The organism is Pseudomonas sp. BNK-45, assembly GCF_047456255.1.
GTDB lineage: Bacteria > Pseudomonadota > Gammaproteobacteria > Pseudomonadales > Pseudomonadaceae > Aquipseudomonas.
Map to the genome: position 1 here is coordinate 4,801,904 of NZ_CP179909.1, position 16,406 is coordinate 4,818,309.

Genomic DNA, 16,406 nt, shown 5'->3' on the forward strand with positions numbered 1-16,406 from the left:
TCCGCTGGCTGGAAATAAACGGGGCTGGCCCTGGGACGCAGGTCGTGCGGGCCTCTTCGCTGGCAAGCCAGCTCCTACCGGAATTGGGCGGCTCCCTGGTAGGAGCCGGCTTGCCGGCGAAGGCATTGCTGAATCCGGCGCCTGTCTTGCGGGCCCTTTCGCTGGCAAGCCAGCTCCTACCGGAATTGGGCGGCTCCCTGGTAGGAGCCGGCTTGCCGGCGAAGGCGTTGCTGAATCCGACGCCTGTCTTGCGGGCCCTTTCGCTGGCAAGCCAGCTCCTACCGGAATTGGACGGCTCCCTGGTAGGAGCCGGCTTGCCGGCGAAGGCGTTGCTGAATCCGACGCCTGTCTTGCGGGCCCTTTCGCTGGCAAGCCAGCTCCTACAGGGGTTGGGTCAGGCGCGGGCGCGTTGCGCGGGTGTTTGGCGTTGCTCGCCCAGGTTGCGCCAGGCGTTGCCCGGGTGGCTTTCGGGCAGGCGCGGGCCGGCGCCGAAGAGTTTTTCCCGCAGGGTGCCGGGGGCGTATTCGGTCTTGTACACCCCGCGTTTCTGCAGTTCCGGAACCAGCAGCTCAACCGCGTCGATAAAGGTTTCGTGAGTCAGGGCGTAGGCCAGGTTGAAGCCGTCGACATCCGTCTCCTCGACCCACTCCTGGAGCAGGTCGGCCACGGTTTCCGGGCTGCCGACGAACAACGGACCAAAGCCGCCGATGCCGACCCAGTCGGCCAGTTCGTGGGGGGTCCAGACCTTGTTCGGGTCCGCCGTGGAGAAGGCCTCCACCGCCGACTGGATGGCATTGGTGTGCACGTGCTTGAGGGGCTCGTCAGGCTTGAAGCGACTGAAGTCGATACCGGTCCAGCCGGAAATCAGCGCCATGGCGCCCTCATAGCTGACCCAGGACTTGTATTCCTCGAACTTGGCCTTGGCCAGGGCGTCGGTCTCGCCGAGGATCACCGTCTGCAGGTTGAAGATCAGGATCTTCGACGGGTCGCGCCCGGCTTCGGCCGCGCGGCGGCGGATGTCGGCCACGGTCTTTTTCAGCAGCACCTTGGACGGCGCGGCGACGAACACGCATTCGGCGTGCTCGGCGGCGAACTGCTTGCCGCGGCTGGACGCCCCGGCCTGGTAGAGCACCGGGGTGCGCTGCGGCGACGGCTCGCACAGGTGGATGCCCGGTACCTGGAAGTGTTTGCCGACGTGGCGGATCTCGTGGATCTTGCTCGGGTCGCTGAAGATCCGCCGCTCGCGGTCACGCAACACCGCGCCCTCCTCCCAACTGCCTTCCCAGAGCTTGTAGCAGACCTCCAGGTATTCCTCGGCGTAGTCGTAGCGGGCGTCGTGTTCGGTCTGGGCCTGCTGGCCGAGGTTCTTGGCGCCGCTCTCCAGGTAGGAGGTGACGATGTTCCAGCCGGCACGGCCCTTCGTCAGGTGATCGAGGGTCGAAAGGCGCCGGGCAAAGGGGTACGGATGCTCGAACGACAGCGAGGCGGTGAGGCCGAAGCCCAGGTGCTCGGTGACCAGGGCCATGGGCGGGATCAGTTGCAGCGGATCATTGACCGGCACCTGGGCCGCCTGGCGGATCGCCGCCTCGCCATTGCCGTTGTAGACGTCGTAGATGCCCAGCACATCGGCGATGAACAGCCCGTCGAACTTGCCCTTTTCGAGGATCCTGGCCAGGTCGGTCCAGTACTCCAGGTCCTTGTACTGCCAGGAGCGGTCCCGGGGGTGGGCCCAGAGTCCCGGCGACTGGTGGCCGACGCAGTTCATGTCGAAGGCATTGAGGCGGATTTCACGGGACATCACACAGCACTCCTGAAACCTTGAGGTAGCACGCCGTTGAGGCGGTAGTTGCCGACCAATTGATACTTCCAGCGCAACGGGTCATGCAGGGCCGGGGGCTGGGGGCTGCGCTGGCCGGTGAGTTCGAACTCGGCGTTGCCCGCCGCCAGCAGGGCTTCGCCGGCGGCAATCGCCGCCTCGGCCAGGGCGATGGCGATCTCGGCCGGGTCCTTGCCCTCTTGCAGCCGGTACTGGGCCCGCTCCTGCAGGGCCGCGGCCACCTCGATGCGGATCTGCAGGTCGCCGAAGCGGCTGATGACATAGGGGTCGTCACTGGCCTTGCTCAGGCCGCTGCCGGACCAGGGCCGGGCCTGCTGGCGAACGAATTCCAGGGTCCGCTGCAACAGGTCGCGGGCCCGTTGCAGCTGCTCGCCGCTGGCGGCCAGGGCAGCCTGGGGGCTGTCGGGTTGGGTCAATGCGTTCATGGCGGTGTCCTTTCAGTTCCAGGCGTGACGGGGCGGCTTGACGCCGTTGAGCAGGAAGTTGCCGATCAGGTGGTATTTCCAGCGGGCCGGGTCGTGCAAGGTGTGGGTACGAGCGTTGCGCCAGTGGCGGTCGAGGTTGTACTTGGCCGACACCGAGCGGGTGCCGGCCAGTTCGAACAGCTTGCTGGCGGCGAGCAAGGCGCTTTCTGCCGACAGCACCTTGGCCTGGGCCACCACCAGGGAGGCCTGGGCGACGCTGTCTTCGCTGGGGCTGGCGAGGGCCTGGTCGACCGCCTCGGCGGCCTTGACCAGGATCGCCTCGGTGCCGTGCACCCGCCATTCCAGGTCACCGATGGCGGCGATGGTGAACGGGTCCTGCCAGCCGTGATCCAGGCCGCTGTCGATCCACGGCCGCGATTGCCGGGCGTAATGCTTGGCGTCTTCCAGGGCGGCGACGGCGATGCCGGTGTCCACCGCGGCCTGGATGATCTGCGAGATCGGGCCGTCGGCGGTGGGTTGGTCGAAGGCCCGGTGGGCCGGGATCACCGCGCTGCGCGGCACCTGCACCGCCTTGAGGCTGACCCCGCCGCTGGCGGTGGTGCGCTGGCCGAAGCCGTCCCAGCTGTCGATCACCGTGAGGCCGGGGTTGTCGCGCTCGATAAAGGCAATGTGCGCCTGGTTGTGCTCGTCCACCGCCACCGTCGGCACGATGTGGGCGAACAAGGCGCCGGTGCAGTAGAACTTCTCGCCGTCGATCTGCGCCTGCTCGCCGCTGAAGCGGATCCGGGTTTCAAAGGCGCCGACATGCTTGCTGCCGGCTTCGGAAAAGGCATTGCCGAAACGGTAGCCCTGCAACACCTTGGCGAAGTAGTGCTGCTTCTGCTCTTCGCTGGCGGTCTGCAACAGGATGTCCACCACCCCGAGGTGGTTCTGCGGCAGCTGGCCCAGGGACGGATCAGCGGCGGAGATGATCTTGATCACTTCGGTCAAGGTCACATAGGACACCCCGGCGCCGCCGTAGGCCCGGGGAATGGTGATGCCCCACAGGCCGCTGGCGGAGAACTGGTCCAGCTCGGCCCGCGGCAGGCGCCGCTCGCGGTCGCGCACCGCGGCCTCCACGGCAAAGCGCTGGGCCAGGTCCCGGGCGACACTGATGGCCTCGGCATCGCTGCGGATCAGGTGGGCATTGGGTAAGGGTTGGGCTGGGGCTGTCATGGGCCGACTCCACGTCCTGAAGATCAAGATGAACACCGCTCGGGCGCTCGCTATCAGGACAATTGCAGGAGTCGTGCCTAAATATAAAAACCTTTTATTTCAATGACTTGATGACGATTCCGAAGAAAAGGCATCAACTGAAAACAGGCAAAATGTCCAACCGCTGTTGGCTGGCCAACAGTGGCCGGCACGCCAGGGCGATCAGTACACCACGTTGCGCACGAAGCGCGTGGCCAGGGGGCCGTCGTTGCGATAGCCGTGGGGCACGTGACTGGCGAACATAAAGAAATCACCGCTTTCCAGGCGCCGCTCGGCGTCGCCGAAGAACAGCGTCAGGCAGCCTTGGAAGACATAGATCTGCTCGCTCCAGCCGACGGTGTCGCACTCGGAGTGATAGACCTCGCCGGGCTCCAGCTGCCACTCCCAGAGTTCCACTTCACGGCTGGCCTCGGCCTTGGCCAGGAGCAGCGCCTTGCTCCCGGGGATGACACCGGCCCAGGCCAGCTCGTTGATGCGACTCGGGTCCCGGGAATCCGGGGCCTGGATCAGGTCGCTGAACGCCACGTTCAAGGCCTCGGCGACCCGGTCCAGGGTGCCGAGACTGACGTTCTTCTCCCCGGCCTCGATGGCCACCAGCATCCGCCGGCTGACGGCGGATTTTTCTGCCAGGGCGCTCTGGCTCAGGCCTGCGGCATGGCGCAGGCGTCGCACGTTGAGGCTGACATGTTGCAGGACCGAAGCCCGTTGGACGTTATCTTTGTGCACTATATTGCTCGCTCTCCGGGCCTGCGCAGTATACTGCCCAGCTTCCGGCGCATTGTGCGTCCCCCCTCAGGTAGCACGCAAGGCCATGACTTCAACGCCCTCCCGCGCAATGCGCTTCCCACTCAGCAGGGCCGAAGCGGTGCTGGTGCTGATCACCATGATCTGGGGCGGCACCTTCCTGCTGGTGCAGCACGCCATGAGCGTCAGCGGACCGATGTTTTTCGTCGGCCTGCGCTTCGCCGCGGCGGCGTGCATCGTCGCCCTGTTTTCACTGCGCCACCTGCGCGGGCTGACCCTGTTCGAACTGCGCGCCGGGACCTTCATCGGCACCGCCATCATGCTCGGCTACGGCCTGCAGACGGTGGGCCTGCAAAGCATTCCCAGCAGCCAGTCAGCATTTATCACGGCCCTGTATGTGCCCTTCGTGCCGCTGCTGCAGTGGCTGTTCATGGGTAAGCGCCCGGGGTTGCTGCCGAGCCTGGGCATCATGCTGGCCTTTACCGGCCTGATGCTGCTGTCCGGCCCCAATGGCGCGTCGCTGGACTTCAGCCCCGGGGAGATCGCCACCCTGATCAGCACCGTGGCGATTGCCGCGGAAATCATCCTAATCAGCAGCTTCGCCGGGCGGGTGGATGTGCGCCGGGTGACGGTGGTGCAACTGGCGGTCACCTCGCTGCTGGCCTTTGCCATGGTGCTGCCGACCGGCGAGGCGCTGCCGGAGTTTTCCTGGCTGCTGCTGGCCAGCGCCCTGGGGCTGGGGGCGGCCAGCGCGGCGATCCAGGTGGCGATGAACTGGGCGCAGAAAAGCGTCTCGCCGACCCGCGCCACCCTGATCTATGCCGGTGAGCCGGTGTGGGCCGGGATTGTCGGGCGGATCGCCGGGGAACGTTTGCCGGGGCTGGCGCTGCTGGGGGGCGCCTTGATCGTGCTGGCGGTGATCATCAGCGAATGGAAGCCCAAGGGCCGGGCCACGCCGGCATTGACCGACCAGACAGCGGACGGTGTGTAGGAGACGGCTTGCCGGCGAAAACGGTCTTGTGGGCCTCTTCGCTGGCAAGCCAGCGCCTAGAACAGGGGATCGCCGGGGGCGTAGAGCCAGGTCGGGGCGGTCAGCGAACCCCGGTGCTTGGGCTCAAGCCGTACCGGGTCATGCTCGGGCGTACCGTGGAAGTAGAAATAGGCGTGGTAGAGCGCATGACCCTCGGCCAGCGCGCGGTCGAAGTAAAGCACCGTGCCCGGCGGCAGCCGGTAGCTGGACTCATCGCCCAACGGCCCTTCGATGATCAGCGCCTGGCGGGTCTTGAGCATGTCGGGACGCTGGAGGTAATGCTCCAGGCCAATGCCCAGCGCCGCGCCAAAGGCGGTGAACAGTAAAGCGAAACATCCGCGTCGAATCATCCGACCCATGGTCGTTCCTTGTATGAGGTGCACCGTTATCCATCCTTGCTGCAGGTTGACCTGGGCAGGGCGTTGGCCTTGCAGCACCCGGTGAGCGGGCGCATCCGGCATTTGTCTCCTACCTTTGAAAGCGCATGTAACATTTCTTAGGGGGGCCGAGCCGCCCATGGCGGTTGGTGATCGGGGGCCTGGCACGTATTATGCGTCATACTTTTCCGCAGATTAGAAGCCTATGTCCCTGATAGTTCTACTGCTTCTGCCATTCATTGGCAGCTGTCTGGCGGCCCTGCTGCCGCACAACGCACGTAACACGGAATCTCTGCTGGCTGGCCTGGTGGCACTCATTGGCACCATCCAGGTGGCGTTGCTGTACCCGCAGATCGCCGACGGCGGGATTATCCGTGAGGAATATACCTGGCTGCCAAGCCTGGGCCTGAACTTCGTGCTGCGCCTGGACGGCTTCGCCTGGCTGTTCTCGTTGCTGGTGCTGGGCATCGGCAGCCTGGTGGCGCTGTATGCGCGCTACTACATGTCGCCGGAAGATCCGGTGCCGCGCTTCTTCGCCTTCTTCCTGGCGTTCATGGGGGCCATGCTGGGCCTGGTGATCTCCGGCAACCTGATCCAGATGGTGTTCTTCTGGGAGCTCACCAGCCTGTTCTCGTTCCTGCTGATCGGCTACTGGCACCACCGCTCCGACGCCCGCCGCGGCGCCTACATGGCCTTGATGGTCACCGGTGCCGGGGGCTTGTGCCTGCTGGCGGGGGTCATGCTGCTCGGCCATGTGGTCGGCAGCTACGACCTGGATCAGGTGCTAGCTGCCGGAGACAAGATCCGCGCCCACGCGCTCTACCCGATCCTGTTGCCATTGATCCTGCTGGGCGCCCTGAGCAAGAGCGCGCAGTTTCCCTTCCACTTCTGGCTGCCCCACGCCATGGCGGCGCCGACACCGGTTTCGGCCTACCTGCACTCGGCGACCATGGTCAAGGCCGGGGTGTTTCTCCTGGCCCGCCTGTGGCCGTCGTTGTCCGGCACCGAAGAATGGTTCTACATCGTCAGCGGCGCCGGGGCCTGCACCCTGGTGCTGGGCGCCTACTGCGCGATGTTCCAGAACGACCTCAAGGGCCTGCTGGCCTACTCCACCATCAGCCACCTGGGGCTGATCACCCTGCTGCTGGGCCTCAACAGCCCCCTGGCGGCGGTGGCCGCGGTGTTCCACATTCTCAACCACGCCACCTTCAAGGCGTCCTTGTTCATGGCCGCCGGGATCATCGACCACGAGAGCGGCAGCCGCGACATCCGCAAGCTCAACGGCCTGATCAAGCTGATGCCCTACACCGCGACCCTGGCCATGGTGGCCAGCGCCTCCATGGCCGGGGTGCCGCTGCTCAACGGCTTCCTGTCCAAGGAGATGTTCTTCGCCGAGACGGTGTTCATCAATTCCAGCGCCTGGGTGGAAATCGCCCTGCCGGTGATTGCCACCATCGCCGGCACCTTCAGCGTCGCCTACGCCCTGCGCTTTACCGTGGACGTGTTCTTCGGCGAGCCGGCCACCGACCTGCCGCACACGCCCCATGAGCCGCCCCGCTGGATGCGCGCACCGGTGGAGCTGCTGGTGTTCACCTGCCTGCTGGTGGGCATGTTCCCGGCGCAGATCATCGGGCCGCTGCTGGCCGCCGCCGCGCGGCCGGTGGTGGGCGGCACCCTGCCCGAGTACAGCCTGGCCATCTGGCACGGCCTCAATGCGCCGATGATCATGAGCCTGATCGCCATGTCCTGCGGCATCGTGCTCTACCTGCTGCTGCACAAACCTTTGGTGGCGGGGCGTTTCCCCTACCCGCCGGTGGTGGGCCGTCTCAACGGCAAGCTGTTGTTCGAACGCAGCCTGGTGGGCATGACCCGCCTGGCCCGGCGTCTGGAGCGGCGGCTGAGCACCAAGCGCCTGCAGACCCAGCTGTTCCTGCTGATTCTGGCGGCGGTGATCACCGGTATGATTCCCATGCTCTACAGCCAGCTGACCTGGGGCGACCGGCCGAAGATCCCCGGCTCCATCGTCTTCGTGACCTTCTGGCTGCTGGCCATCGCCTGTGCCCTGGGCGCCGCCTGGCAGGCCAAGTATCACCGTCTCGCGGCCCTGACCATGGTCAGCGTCTGCGGGCTGATGACCTGCGTGACCTTCGTCTGGTTCTCGGCACCGGACCTGGCCCTGACCCAGCTGGTGGTGGAAGTGGTGACCACGGTGCTGATCCTCCTTGGCCTGCGCTGGCTGCCGCGGCGGATCGAAGAAGTCTCGCCGCTGCCCAGCAGCCTGCCCAAGGCGCGCATCCGCCGCCTGCGCGACCTGAGCCTGTCGATCGCCGTCGGCCTGGGCATGGCGGTGCTGTCCTACGCCATGCTGACCCGCCCCACGCCCAACGATATTTCCTCGTTCTACCTCAGCCGCGCCCTGCCTGAAGGCGGCGGCACCAACGTGGTCAACGTGACCCTGGTGGACTTCCGCAGCTTCGACACCCTGGGCGAGATCACCGTGCTGGCCGCGGTGGCCCTGACCGTGTTCGCCCTGCTGCGGCGCTTTCGCCCGCCCAAGGAGAGCATGCAGTTGCCGGCGCAACAGCGCCTGCTGGCCCCGGACGTGGTCACCGATCTGGTCAACCCGCGCCAGGCCAGCGACACCGCCCTGGGCTTCATGATGGTGCCGGCGGTGCTGGTGCGCCTGCTGCTGCCGATCGCCCTGGTGGTGTCCTTCTACCTGTTCATGCGCGGGCACAACCTGCCGGGTGGCGGTTTCGTCGCCGGGCTGGTGATGTCGGTGGCCTTCATCCTCCAGTACATGGTGGCCGGCACCCAGTGGGTCGAGGCCCAGATGAGCCTGCGGCCGCTGCGCTGGATGGGCACCGGATTGCTGTTCGCCCTGGCCACCGGCCTCGGCGCCCTGGCCTGGGGCTACCCGTTCCTCACCACCCACACGGTGCATGTGGACCTGCCGCTGTTCGGTGACATCCATGTCGCCAGCGCCCTGTTCTTCGACATTGGCGTGTACGCGGTGGTGCTGGGCGCGACCCTGCTGATCCTCACCGCCCTGGCGCACCAGTCGGTGCGGGCCCACAAGCCAGCCAGCCAGTCCAAATCCCTGATCAAGAGCGGAGCCGCCTGATGGAAGAAGTCATCGCAATCGCCATTGGGGTCCTCGCCGCTTCCGGAGTCTGGCTGGTCCTGCGCCCGCGGACCTTCCAGGTGGTGATGGGCCTGTGCCTGCTGTCCTACGCGGTCAACCTGTTCATCTTCAGCATGGGCAGCCTGTTCATCGGCAAGGAGCCGATCGTCAAGGACGGCGTGCCCCAGGACCTGCTGCACTACACCGACCCGCTGCCCCAGGCCCTGGTGCTCACCGCCATCGTCATCAGCTTCGCCATGACCGCGCTGTTTCTGGTGGTGCTCCTGGCGTCCCGGGGCCTGACCGGCACTGACCACGTCGACGGCCGGGAGCCCAAGGAATGAGTTCGTTGTCGCACCTGATCGTCGCCCCCATCCTCCTGCCGCTGCTGACCGCGGCCATCATGTTGCTGCTGGGGGAAAAACACCGTCCGCTCAAGGCCCGGATCAACCTGCTCTCCAGCCTGCTGGGCCTGGGCCTGGCCTGCTACCTGCTGTACTGGACCCAGGCCCAGGGCGCCACCGGTTCCTTCGGCGTGTACCTGCCCAGCAACTGGCAGGTGCCGTTCGGCATCGCACTGGTGGTGGATCGCCTGTCGGCGCTGATGATGGTGCTCACCGGGATCATCGGGGTCAGCGCGCTGCTGTTCGCCATGGCCCGCTGGGACGGCGCCGGGGCCAGCTTTCATGCGTTGTTCCAGATCCAGCTGATGGGCCTGTACGGCGCCTTCCTCACCGCCGACCTGTTCAACCTGTTCGTGTTCTTCGAGGTGCTGCTGGCGGCCTCCTACGGCCTGATGCTGCACGGCTCGGGCCGGGCGCGGGTGTCCTCGGGGCTGCACTACATCACCATCAACCTGCTGGCCTCGTCGCTGTTCCTGATCGGCACGGCGATGATCTACGGGGTCACCGGGACCCTGAACATGGCCGACCTGGCGATGAAGATCCCGCTGGTGCCGGAAGCCGACCGCGGCCTGCTGCACGCCGGCACGGCGATCCTGGCCATCGCCTTCCTGGCCAAGGCCGGGATGTGGCCGCTGAACTTCTGGCTGGTGCCGGCCTATTCCTCGGCCAGCGCCCCGGTGGCGGCGCTGTTCGCCATCATGACCAAGGTCGGGATCTACACCGTGCTGCGCCTGTGGACCCTGCTGTTTTCCGGGCAGGCCGGGGCCTCGGCCTACTTCGGCAACCAGTGGCTGATCTACGGCGGCATGGCGACGATCTTCTGCGCGGCCCTGGCGATTCTTCCGGCCCAGCGCCTGGAGCGCATGGCCAGCCTGAGCATCCTGGTGTCGGCAGGCATCCTGATCGCGGTGATCGGCTTCGCCCAGCCGGCCCTCACCGGCGCGGCGCTGTTCTACCTGTTCAGCTCGACCCTGGCGCTGTGCGCGCTATTCCTCCTGGCGGAACTGATCGAGCGCTCGCGTTCGGCGGTGGAAGTGCCCCTGGAAGACGAAGGCGAAATCCTCCCCCGGCCCATGGAAGGCCTCCCCCCTCCCCGGGGCAGCAACCTCGACGACGAACAGCAAGTGGTGGTCGGCCAGGTGATCCCATGGACCATGGCCTTCCTCGGCCTGAGCTTCATTGCCTGCGCCCTGCTGATCATCGGCATGCCGCCGCTGTCGGGCTTTATCGGCAAGCTCAACCTGATCGCCGCCCTGCTCAACCCCACGGGCCTGGGAAGCAGCGACACGCCGATCCCGCTGGCGGGCTGGTGTTTCCTGGCGTTGCTGATCCTCTCCGGCCTGGCCTCGCTGATCGCCTTTGCGCGCCTGGGCATCCAGCGCTTCTGGAGCCCGGAAGAGCGACCTTCACCGGTGTTGCGGCGTCTGGAATGCGTGCCGATCGTGGCGTTGCTGGGGCTCTGCGTGCTGCTCAGCTTCAAGGCCGAGCCGCTGCTGCGCTTCACCCAGGCCACGGCCGACAGCCTCAATCATCCGGAGCACTATGTGATGGCGGTACTGGGCACCCGCACCGTGCTCAGCCCCGAGTCCAAGGCCGCGGCAGCGACGGAGGTGCAACCATGAAGCGCCTGTTCCCCGCTCCCTTCCTGTCCCTGGCGCTGTGGCTGCTGTGGCTGGTGCTGAACCTGTCCGTCAGCCCCGGCAATCTGCTGCTGGGGGCCATCCTGGGCTTTCTCGCGCCGCTGCTGATGCGCCCGCTGCGGCCGTTGCCGATCCGTATCCGCCGCCCCGGCACCATCCTGCGCCTGCTGCTGCGGGTTGGCTGCGACGTGGTGGTATCGAACCTGATCGTGGCCTGGGGCGTGCTCAACGAAGGGCGCCGCCCGGTGCGTTCGGCCTTCGTCAAGATCCCCCTGGACCTGCGGGACGCCAATGGCCTGGCGGCGCTGTCCACCATTACCACGGTGGTGCCGGGCACGGTCTGGTCCGAGCTGTCGCTGGACCGCAGCATTCTCTTGCTGCACGTCTTCGATCTGCAGGATGAAGCGCAATTCATCCAGCACTTCAAGGTGACCTACGAGCGCCCGCTGATGGAGATTTTCGAATGAGCGTGCTGTTGACCAACGCGATCCTGCTGAGCCTGTTCCTGTTTTCCCTGGCCATGGTCCTGACCCTGGTGCGCCTGTTCAAGGGGCCCTCGGCCCAGGATCGGGTTCTGGCCCTGGACTACCTGTACATCCTGGCGATGCTGATGATGCTGGTGCTGGGCATTCGCTACGCCAGCGACACCTACTTCGAGGCGGCGCTGCTGATCGCCCTGTTCGGCTTTGTCGGCTCCTTCGCCCTGGCCAAATTCCTTCTGCGCGGCGAGGTGATCGAATGAACAGCCTGGAACAACTGCCCCTCTGGGTGGAAGTGCTGGTGGCCCTGCTGCTGGTGATCAGCAGCCTGTTCGCCCTGATCGGCGCCCTGGGCATCCTGCGCATGAAAAGCTACTTCCAGCGCATGCATCCACCGGCGCTGGCCTCGACCATGGGCTCCTGGACCGTGGCCCTGGCCTCGATCCTGTACTTTTCGGCGCTCAAGTCCGGGCCGGTGCTGCACGCCTGGCTGATCCCAATCCTGCTGGCGATCACGGTGCCGGTGACCACCCTGCTGCTGGCCCGGGCGGCGCTGTTCCGCAAGCGCATGGCCGGCGATGACGTACCGGCAGAGGTGAGCAGCAAACGCAACGAAAGCGGCAACTGAGCACACCACTCCATGTAGGAGCCGGCTTGCCGGCGAAGAGGAGGCCTTTGAGCCTTGCAGCGAATCGGCTGGCGCCTTCGCTGGCAAGCCAGCTCCTACACAAGCCAGCGCCCACAGTGGGCTGGCTGGCCCTTCAGGCCCAGGCCAGCACCAGCAGCCCCGCCCCCAGCACCACGCACAGGGGTGAGTAGAACAGGGTGTCGAGACGGGCGAACTTCGAGTCGCGCACTTGCTTGAAGAACCCCACCAGTTCGGAGTCGCCAATGGCCCGGGCGAACATCAGCAGGGCAATGGCGCTGATCACCCATTGCAGGGACGGATGGGTCACGCTGGGCAGGTAGAGCCCGACCCGCAGGCACACCAGCATGGCCACCAGCAGCAGCCCCACCGCCACCAGCAACGTGGCCAGCGCCGGAGGGCGGAAGGCCGGCTGGCTCTGCCCGGGAAGCGGCCCCGGGACTTCGGGAATCACCGCGCCGCTGCCACGCTTGCCGCCGGCGGCCCAGTACAGATGGATCAGGCTGATGAACAGGAAAGTCCCGGACATCCCCTGAGCGAGCAGAAGATTCATGTTCAGACGTCCTTGTAAAAAATTCGTAAAGAGAATGGACTCGATTTCAGGTTTTTGTAAGTACGTTCGTCGCCTGCGATGGTAAAGTGCCGCCCCATGAAATTGACCCGCGCCGACCGCTCGCTCGTTGCCTGGATGCTTTATTGCTGCGTCCTGTTCAACGTGTTCGCCTGCAGCATCGGTCACGGCCAGATGCTCGGCATGCAGCTCAACGGCATCGGCGGGCAGTTCTGCAGCATCGATTCCGAAACCCGGGCGCCGTCGCAGCAACCGGCCGACCAGGACTCCCTGCCGACCCTGTCCAAGGCCTTCGGTTGCCCGCTGTGCTCCAGCGGCGGCATGGGCCCGGCGCTCAACTCCAGCCTCAATCTGGCGCTGTTGCCGCAACCCCAGGCGCCGCCGCTGGCCCGCCAGCTCCAGACCCATCTCCCGACCCGCTTCACCTGGCCCGCCGCCCATCCCCGGGCGCCGCCCTACGCCTGATTCCTGCTGGTGCTCAACCCGCCCACTGCGCTGCTGCGTGGCGCGTTCTGGTGGGCTTTTTTCCTAGTCAAGAATTCAGGATTCACCCATGAAACAGCTTCCTTTGCTGGCGAGCCTGCTGGCCTGCCTGTCCGTCAACGCCTGGGGCCAATCCGCCCTGGAGCTGGCCCCCACCACCGTCAACGCCGAGGGCACGGACGTCGAGCCCGGCCTGAACCTGGAGCAGTCCAGCGGCATGGCCTCGCGCCTGGGCCTGAGCCTGCGGGAAACCCCGGCCTCGGTGGCCGTGGCCAGCCGCCAGGACCTGGAGCGCCGCGGCGCCCGGACCTTCCAGGACGCCGCCAATGCCCTGCCCGGGGTCAACGCCAGCGCGCCGCCGGGGTTCGGCGGTTTTGTCTCCTACCGCGGCTTCACCAGCAGTCAGATCACCCAGATGTTCAATGGCATCAATGTCGCCACCGGCCTGGCGCGGCCGGTGGACGCCTGGATCTATGACCGGGTGGAACTGGTGGGCGGGCCCTCGTCGCTGATCAATGGCGCCGGCTCCGTGGGCGGCTCGCTGAACTACGTGACCAAGCTGGCGGACCACCGCGAACAGGCGGCCGAGGGCCTGCTCGGCTACGGCAGCTACGACACCACGCAAACCGCTTTCGGGGTCAATCACGCCCTGAGCCCGGCGGGTGCAGAGGTGCAGCACTACGCACGCCTGGATGTCAGCCACAACACCAGCAACGGCTACATCGACCGCCAGGAGCGGGACGCCTGGAGCCTGGCCTTTTCGCTGCTCAGCGACCTGACCCCGGACCTGTCCCACACCCTGGCCGTGGAATACCAGGACGAACACGAAGACAGCCCCTACTGGGGCACCCCGGTACGCAACCCCAAGGCCGGCGAGCTGAAGATCGACAAGCACAACCGCTTCAACAACTACAACGTCGCCGACGGCCTGTATGAGCAGCGCACCGTGTGGCTGCGCTCGATCATCGACTACCGGATCAACCCCAGTACCTCCCTGCGCAACACCCTCTATCACCTGGACAGCCAGCGCGACTACCGCAACCTGGAAACCTACCAGTACAACGCCGACAACAGCCGGGTGAACCGTTCCACCGCCTACCTGGTGCGGCACCAGGGCCAGCAGGACGGCAACCAGTTCGAACTGCGCCATGACGATCAACTGTTCGGCCTCGACACCACCTGGTCCGGGGGCTTCGAATACAAGGTCAACAGCACCACCAACTCACCGTGGAACGTGCCGGCCAGCAACAGCGTCGACCCGGACAACTTCCAGCCGGGGTACTTCTATGACCTCAAGGGCACCCGCCAGGGCTGGGCCAAGGACAAGACCAACCAGGTCACCACCCGCGCCCTGTTCATCGAGAACCGCCTGGCCCTGACCGATGAACTGTCCCTGCTCAGCGGCCTGCGCTATGACGCCATCGACCTGGACGTGACCAACCACCGGGCGCTCACCGCCAGCAACCCGCGCCACCTCAAGCGCAACTGGGAGCCGGTCACCGGGCGCCTGGGGCTGACCTGGCAGTTCCTGCCCAGCGCCAACGTCTACGTGCAATACAGCACCGCCGCCGAACAGCCCAGCGGCACCCAGAACTTCGAGGTATCCACCGGCAAGCAATGGGAAGTGGGCAGCAAGTTCGACTACCTGGACGGACGCGGCTCCGCGACCCTGGCCGCGTACCGCATCGAACGCAAGGACTTTGCCGTCACCGATCCCCTGGACCCGGCCAACAGCATTCCCGTGGGCCAGCAGACCTCCAGGGGCATCGAACTGGCCAACTCGCTGCGGGTCACGCCCAAGCTGCTGGCGGAAGCCAACTTCGCCTGGGTCAAGGCCGAATATGACGAGTTCAACGAGAAGATTGCCAGCGGCGCGGTGGTCTCGCGCCAGGGCAACACCCCGACCAACGTCCCGGCGCGGGTAGCCAACCTGTGGTTGACCTATGACCTGGCCCCGAGCTGGCAGACCGGTGTCGACGCGCGCTACGTGGCCTCGGTGTACGCCGACAACGCCAACACCTTGCGGATGCCCGCCTACACCCTGTACGGCAGCTTCCTGCGCTATCGGGTCGACAGCCACACCACGGTCACCGGCCGGGTCCGCAACCTGACCAACGAGGTCTACGGCCAGTTCGCCCACGTCTCCCCGGCTTACTACCTGGGCACCCCGCGCACCTTCGAACTGGCGGTGCAGACCCGCTTCTGACCCGCCTTGGGGGCCTCTTCGCCGGCAAGCGGCGCCTACGGGAACATCGCGCGGTGTCAGGGCGAGCGTAGGAGCTGGCTTGCCAGCGAAGGCGGCGCCATGGACGGTGCAAGGCCTGCGGGCCCTTTCGCCGGCAAGGCGGCGCCTACAACAGGGCAGCGGTGACTTTGGCGGCGACGTCCTGGGGCACCCAGTTGCGCCAGAGATCAGGATGCTGCTTGAGGAAGGCCCGGGCCGCGTCCCGGGGCGTGCTGTGGTTTTCGCTCATCTGCGCCAGGGCCTGGTTGAGGGGCTCGATGGGCAGCTCGACCTGGCTGAAGAAGCTCACCAACTGCGGGTACCGCTTGTGGAATGGCGCAGACACGCCGATGGACAATTTCGAGGCCAGGGAACGGCTCGGACGCGGGTTGGGGTTGCTGGCGTCGGTCAGGGTCTTCCAGGCTTCGGCATCAAAGGGCGGCTCTTGCAGCTGGACCAGTTTGAATCGCCCCAGCAGCGGCGTCGGTGACCAGTAGTAGAACAGCACCGGCCGGCCCCGGCGGATCGAGGAGGTGATCTCCGCATCCAGGGCCGCTCCGGAGCCGCTGCGGAAGTTCACGTAGCTGTCCTCCAGACCATAGGCCTTGAGCTTTTGCTGGTTGACGATCTCCGAGGTCCAGCCGATCGGGCTGTTGAGGAAGCGGCCCTTGCCCGGCGTTTCCGGATCCTTGAACACGTCCTTGTAGCGGGCCAGATCCGCGACGCTGCGCAACTCCGGCGCCAGCGGCTTGAGGCCTGTGGCCGGATCGCCCTTGATCACGTACTCCGGCACCCACCAGCCTTCGGTGGCGCCCTTGACCGTATCCCCCAGGGCAATCACCTTGCCCTCGGCCTCGGCCTTGACCCACACCGGGCTGCGCCCGGCCCACTCTTCGCCGATCACCTGGATATCGTTGCTGGCCAGGGCGGTTTCCAGGGTGATGGTGGTGCCCGGCAGGGTGTCGGTGGGCAAGCCGTAACCGCTCTCCACCACGATGCGCAGGATCTCGGTGATCAGGCTGCCGCTTTCCCAGTTCAGGTCGGCGAAGTGAATCGGCTCGGCGGCCACCGCCGACGGCAACGGGTTCAAGCCGGCCAGGATCAGCAGGCCGCTGGCCAGCAGCGCTCGGAAGCCTTTCATGGGTTACACCTCTCGGAGTCGGGACCA

General features: G+C 66.1%; 15 protein-coding genes and 1 pseudogene. 9 read left to right on the plus strand and 7 right to left on the minus strand.

From position 1 onward, the window contains the following. Positions 1-394: 394 nt before the first annotated feature. From ACMGG8_RS21495 to ACMGG8_RS21510, 4 genes are all read right to left on the minus strand, one after another. Positions 395-1,798 (minus strand): LLM class flavin-dependent oxidoreductase, encoded by a 1,404-nt coding sequence (locus ACMGG8_RS21495; RefSeq protein WP_414158367.1) that lies wholly within the window; start codon positions 1,796-1,798, stop codon positions 395-397. Continuing rightward, complete coding sequence (locus ACMGG8_RS21500; protein WP_414158368.1) at positions 1,798-2,262, minus strand: acyl-CoA dehydrogenase; 465 nt, start codon at positions 2,260-2,262, stop codon at positions 1,798-1,800. The genes ACMGG8_RS21495 and ACMGG8_RS21500 overlap by 1 nt, the downstream gene beginning before the upstream one ends. A gap of 12 nt (positions 2,263-2,274) precedes the next feature. Then, positions 2,275-3,477 (minus strand): SfnB family sulfur acquisition oxidoreductase, encoded by a 1,203-nt coding sequence (locus ACMGG8_RS21505; protein WP_414158369.1) that lies wholly within the window; start codon positions 3,475-3,477, stop codon positions 2,275-2,277. A gap of 201 nt (positions 3,478-3,678) precedes the next feature. After that, positions 3,679-4,242: a helix-turn-helix domain-containing protein gene (locus ACMGG8_RS21510; protein ID WP_060843348.1), complete on the minus strand. Its 564-nt coding sequence runs from the start codon at positions 4,240-4,242 to the stop codon at positions 3,679-3,681. On the opposite strand from ACMGG8_RS21510, the pseudogene ACMGG8_RS21515 reads away from it, so the two are divergent. Then, positions 4,237-5,251, plus strand: a pseudogene (locus tag ACMGG8_RS21515) (DMT family transporter). The gene ACMGG8_RS21510 and the pseudogene ACMGG8_RS21515 overlap by 6 nt on opposite strands. A 56-nt stretch (positions 5,252-5,307) precedes the next feature. Here ACMGG8_RS21515 and ACMGG8_RS21520 read toward each other — a convergent pair. After that, positions 5,308-5,649 carry a hypothetical protein gene (locus ACMGG8_RS21520; protein WP_414158370.1) on the minus strand — a complete coding sequence of 114 codons (342 nt, stop codon included), beginning with the start codon at positions 5,647-5,649 and terminating at the stop codon, positions 5,308-5,310. 223 nt (positions 5,650-5,872) lie between these two features. Between ACMGG8_RS21520 and ACMGG8_RS21525 the strand changes: the two genes are divergently transcribed. Genes ACMGG8_RS21525 through ACMGG8_RS21550 form a run of 6 tightly spaced genes read left to right on the plus strand, consistent with a single transcriptional unit; the run spans position 5,873 to position 11,942 of the window. Next, entirely contained in the window at positions 5,873-8,791 is a 2,919-nt protein-coding gene (locus ACMGG8_RS21525) for a monovalent cation/H+ antiporter subunit A (protein ID WP_060838915.1), read from the plus strand. Continuing rightward, positions 8,791-9,135 (plus strand): Na+/H+ antiporter subunit C, encoded by a 345-nt coding sequence (locus tag ACMGG8_RS21530; RefSeq protein WP_011060906.1) that lies wholly within the window; start codon positions 8,791-8,793, stop codon positions 9,133-9,135. The genes ACMGG8_RS21525 and ACMGG8_RS21530 overlap by 1 nt, the downstream gene beginning before the upstream one ends. Then, positions 9,132-10,817: a monovalent cation/H+ antiporter subunit D gene (locus ACMGG8_RS21535; protein ID WP_060838914.1), complete on the plus strand. Its 1,686-nt coding sequence runs from the start codon at positions 9,132-9,134 to the stop codon at positions 10,815-10,817. Before ACMGG8_RS21530 ends, ACMGG8_RS21535 begins: the two co-directional genes overlap by 4 nt. After that, positions 10,814-11,302, plus strand: coding sequence for a Na+/H+ antiporter subunit E (locus ACMGG8_RS21540; protein ID WP_060838913.1), 489 nt, complete (start codon positions 10,814-10,816; stop codon positions 11,300-11,302). Before ACMGG8_RS21535 ends, ACMGG8_RS21540 begins: the two co-directional genes overlap by 4 nt. After that, entirely contained in the window at positions 11,299-11,577 is a 279-nt protein-coding gene (locus ACMGG8_RS21545) for a K+/H+ antiporter subunit F (protein ID WP_016962858.1), read from the plus strand. The genes ACMGG8_RS21540 and ACMGG8_RS21545 overlap by 4 nt, the downstream gene beginning before the upstream one ends. After that, complete coding sequence (locus ACMGG8_RS21550; protein WP_060838912.1) at positions 11,574-11,942, plus strand: Na+/H+ antiporter subunit G; 369 nt, start codon at positions 11,574-11,576, stop codon at positions 11,940-11,942. Before ACMGG8_RS21545 ends, ACMGG8_RS21550 begins: the two co-directional genes overlap by 4 nt. A gap of 133 nt (positions 11,943-12,075) precedes the next feature. On the opposite strand, the gene ACMGG8_RS21555 is transcribed toward ACMGG8_RS21550, so the two are convergent. Beyond that, complete coding sequence (locus tag ACMGG8_RS21555) at positions 12,076-12,513, minus strand: DUF3995 domain-containing protein (RefSeq protein ID WP_060838911.1); 438 nt, start codon at positions 12,511-12,513, stop codon at positions 12,076-12,078. 96 nt (positions 12,514-12,609) lie between these two features. Here ACMGG8_RS21555 and ACMGG8_RS21560 point away from each other — a divergent pair, with 96 nt between their 5' ends. After that, the gene (locus ACMGG8_RS21560) at positions 12,610-12,996 is read left to right on the plus strand and encodes a DUF2946 domain-containing protein (RefSeq protein WP_181321550.1); all 387 of its coding nucleotides are present in this window, start codon (positions 12,610-12,612) and stop codon (positions 12,994-12,996) included. Between the two features lie 88 nt (positions 12,997-13,084). Next, positions 13,085-15,220, plus strand: coding sequence for a TonB-dependent receptor (locus tag ACMGG8_RS21565; protein WP_414158371.1), 2,136 nt, complete (start codon positions 13,085-13,087; stop codon positions 15,218-15,220). A 145-nt stretch (positions 15,221-15,365) separates the two neighbouring features. Here the strand turns inward: ACMGG8_RS21565 and ACMGG8_RS21570 are convergent, their stop codons facing one another. After that, positions 15,366-16,379 carry an ABC transporter substrate-binding protein gene (locus tag ACMGG8_RS21570; protein ID WP_414158372.1) on the minus strand — a complete coding sequence of 338 codons (1,014 nt, stop codon included), beginning with the start codon at positions 16,377-16,379 and terminating at the stop codon, positions 15,366-15,368. Between the last annotated feature and the right edge of the window lie 27 nt (positions 16,380-16,406).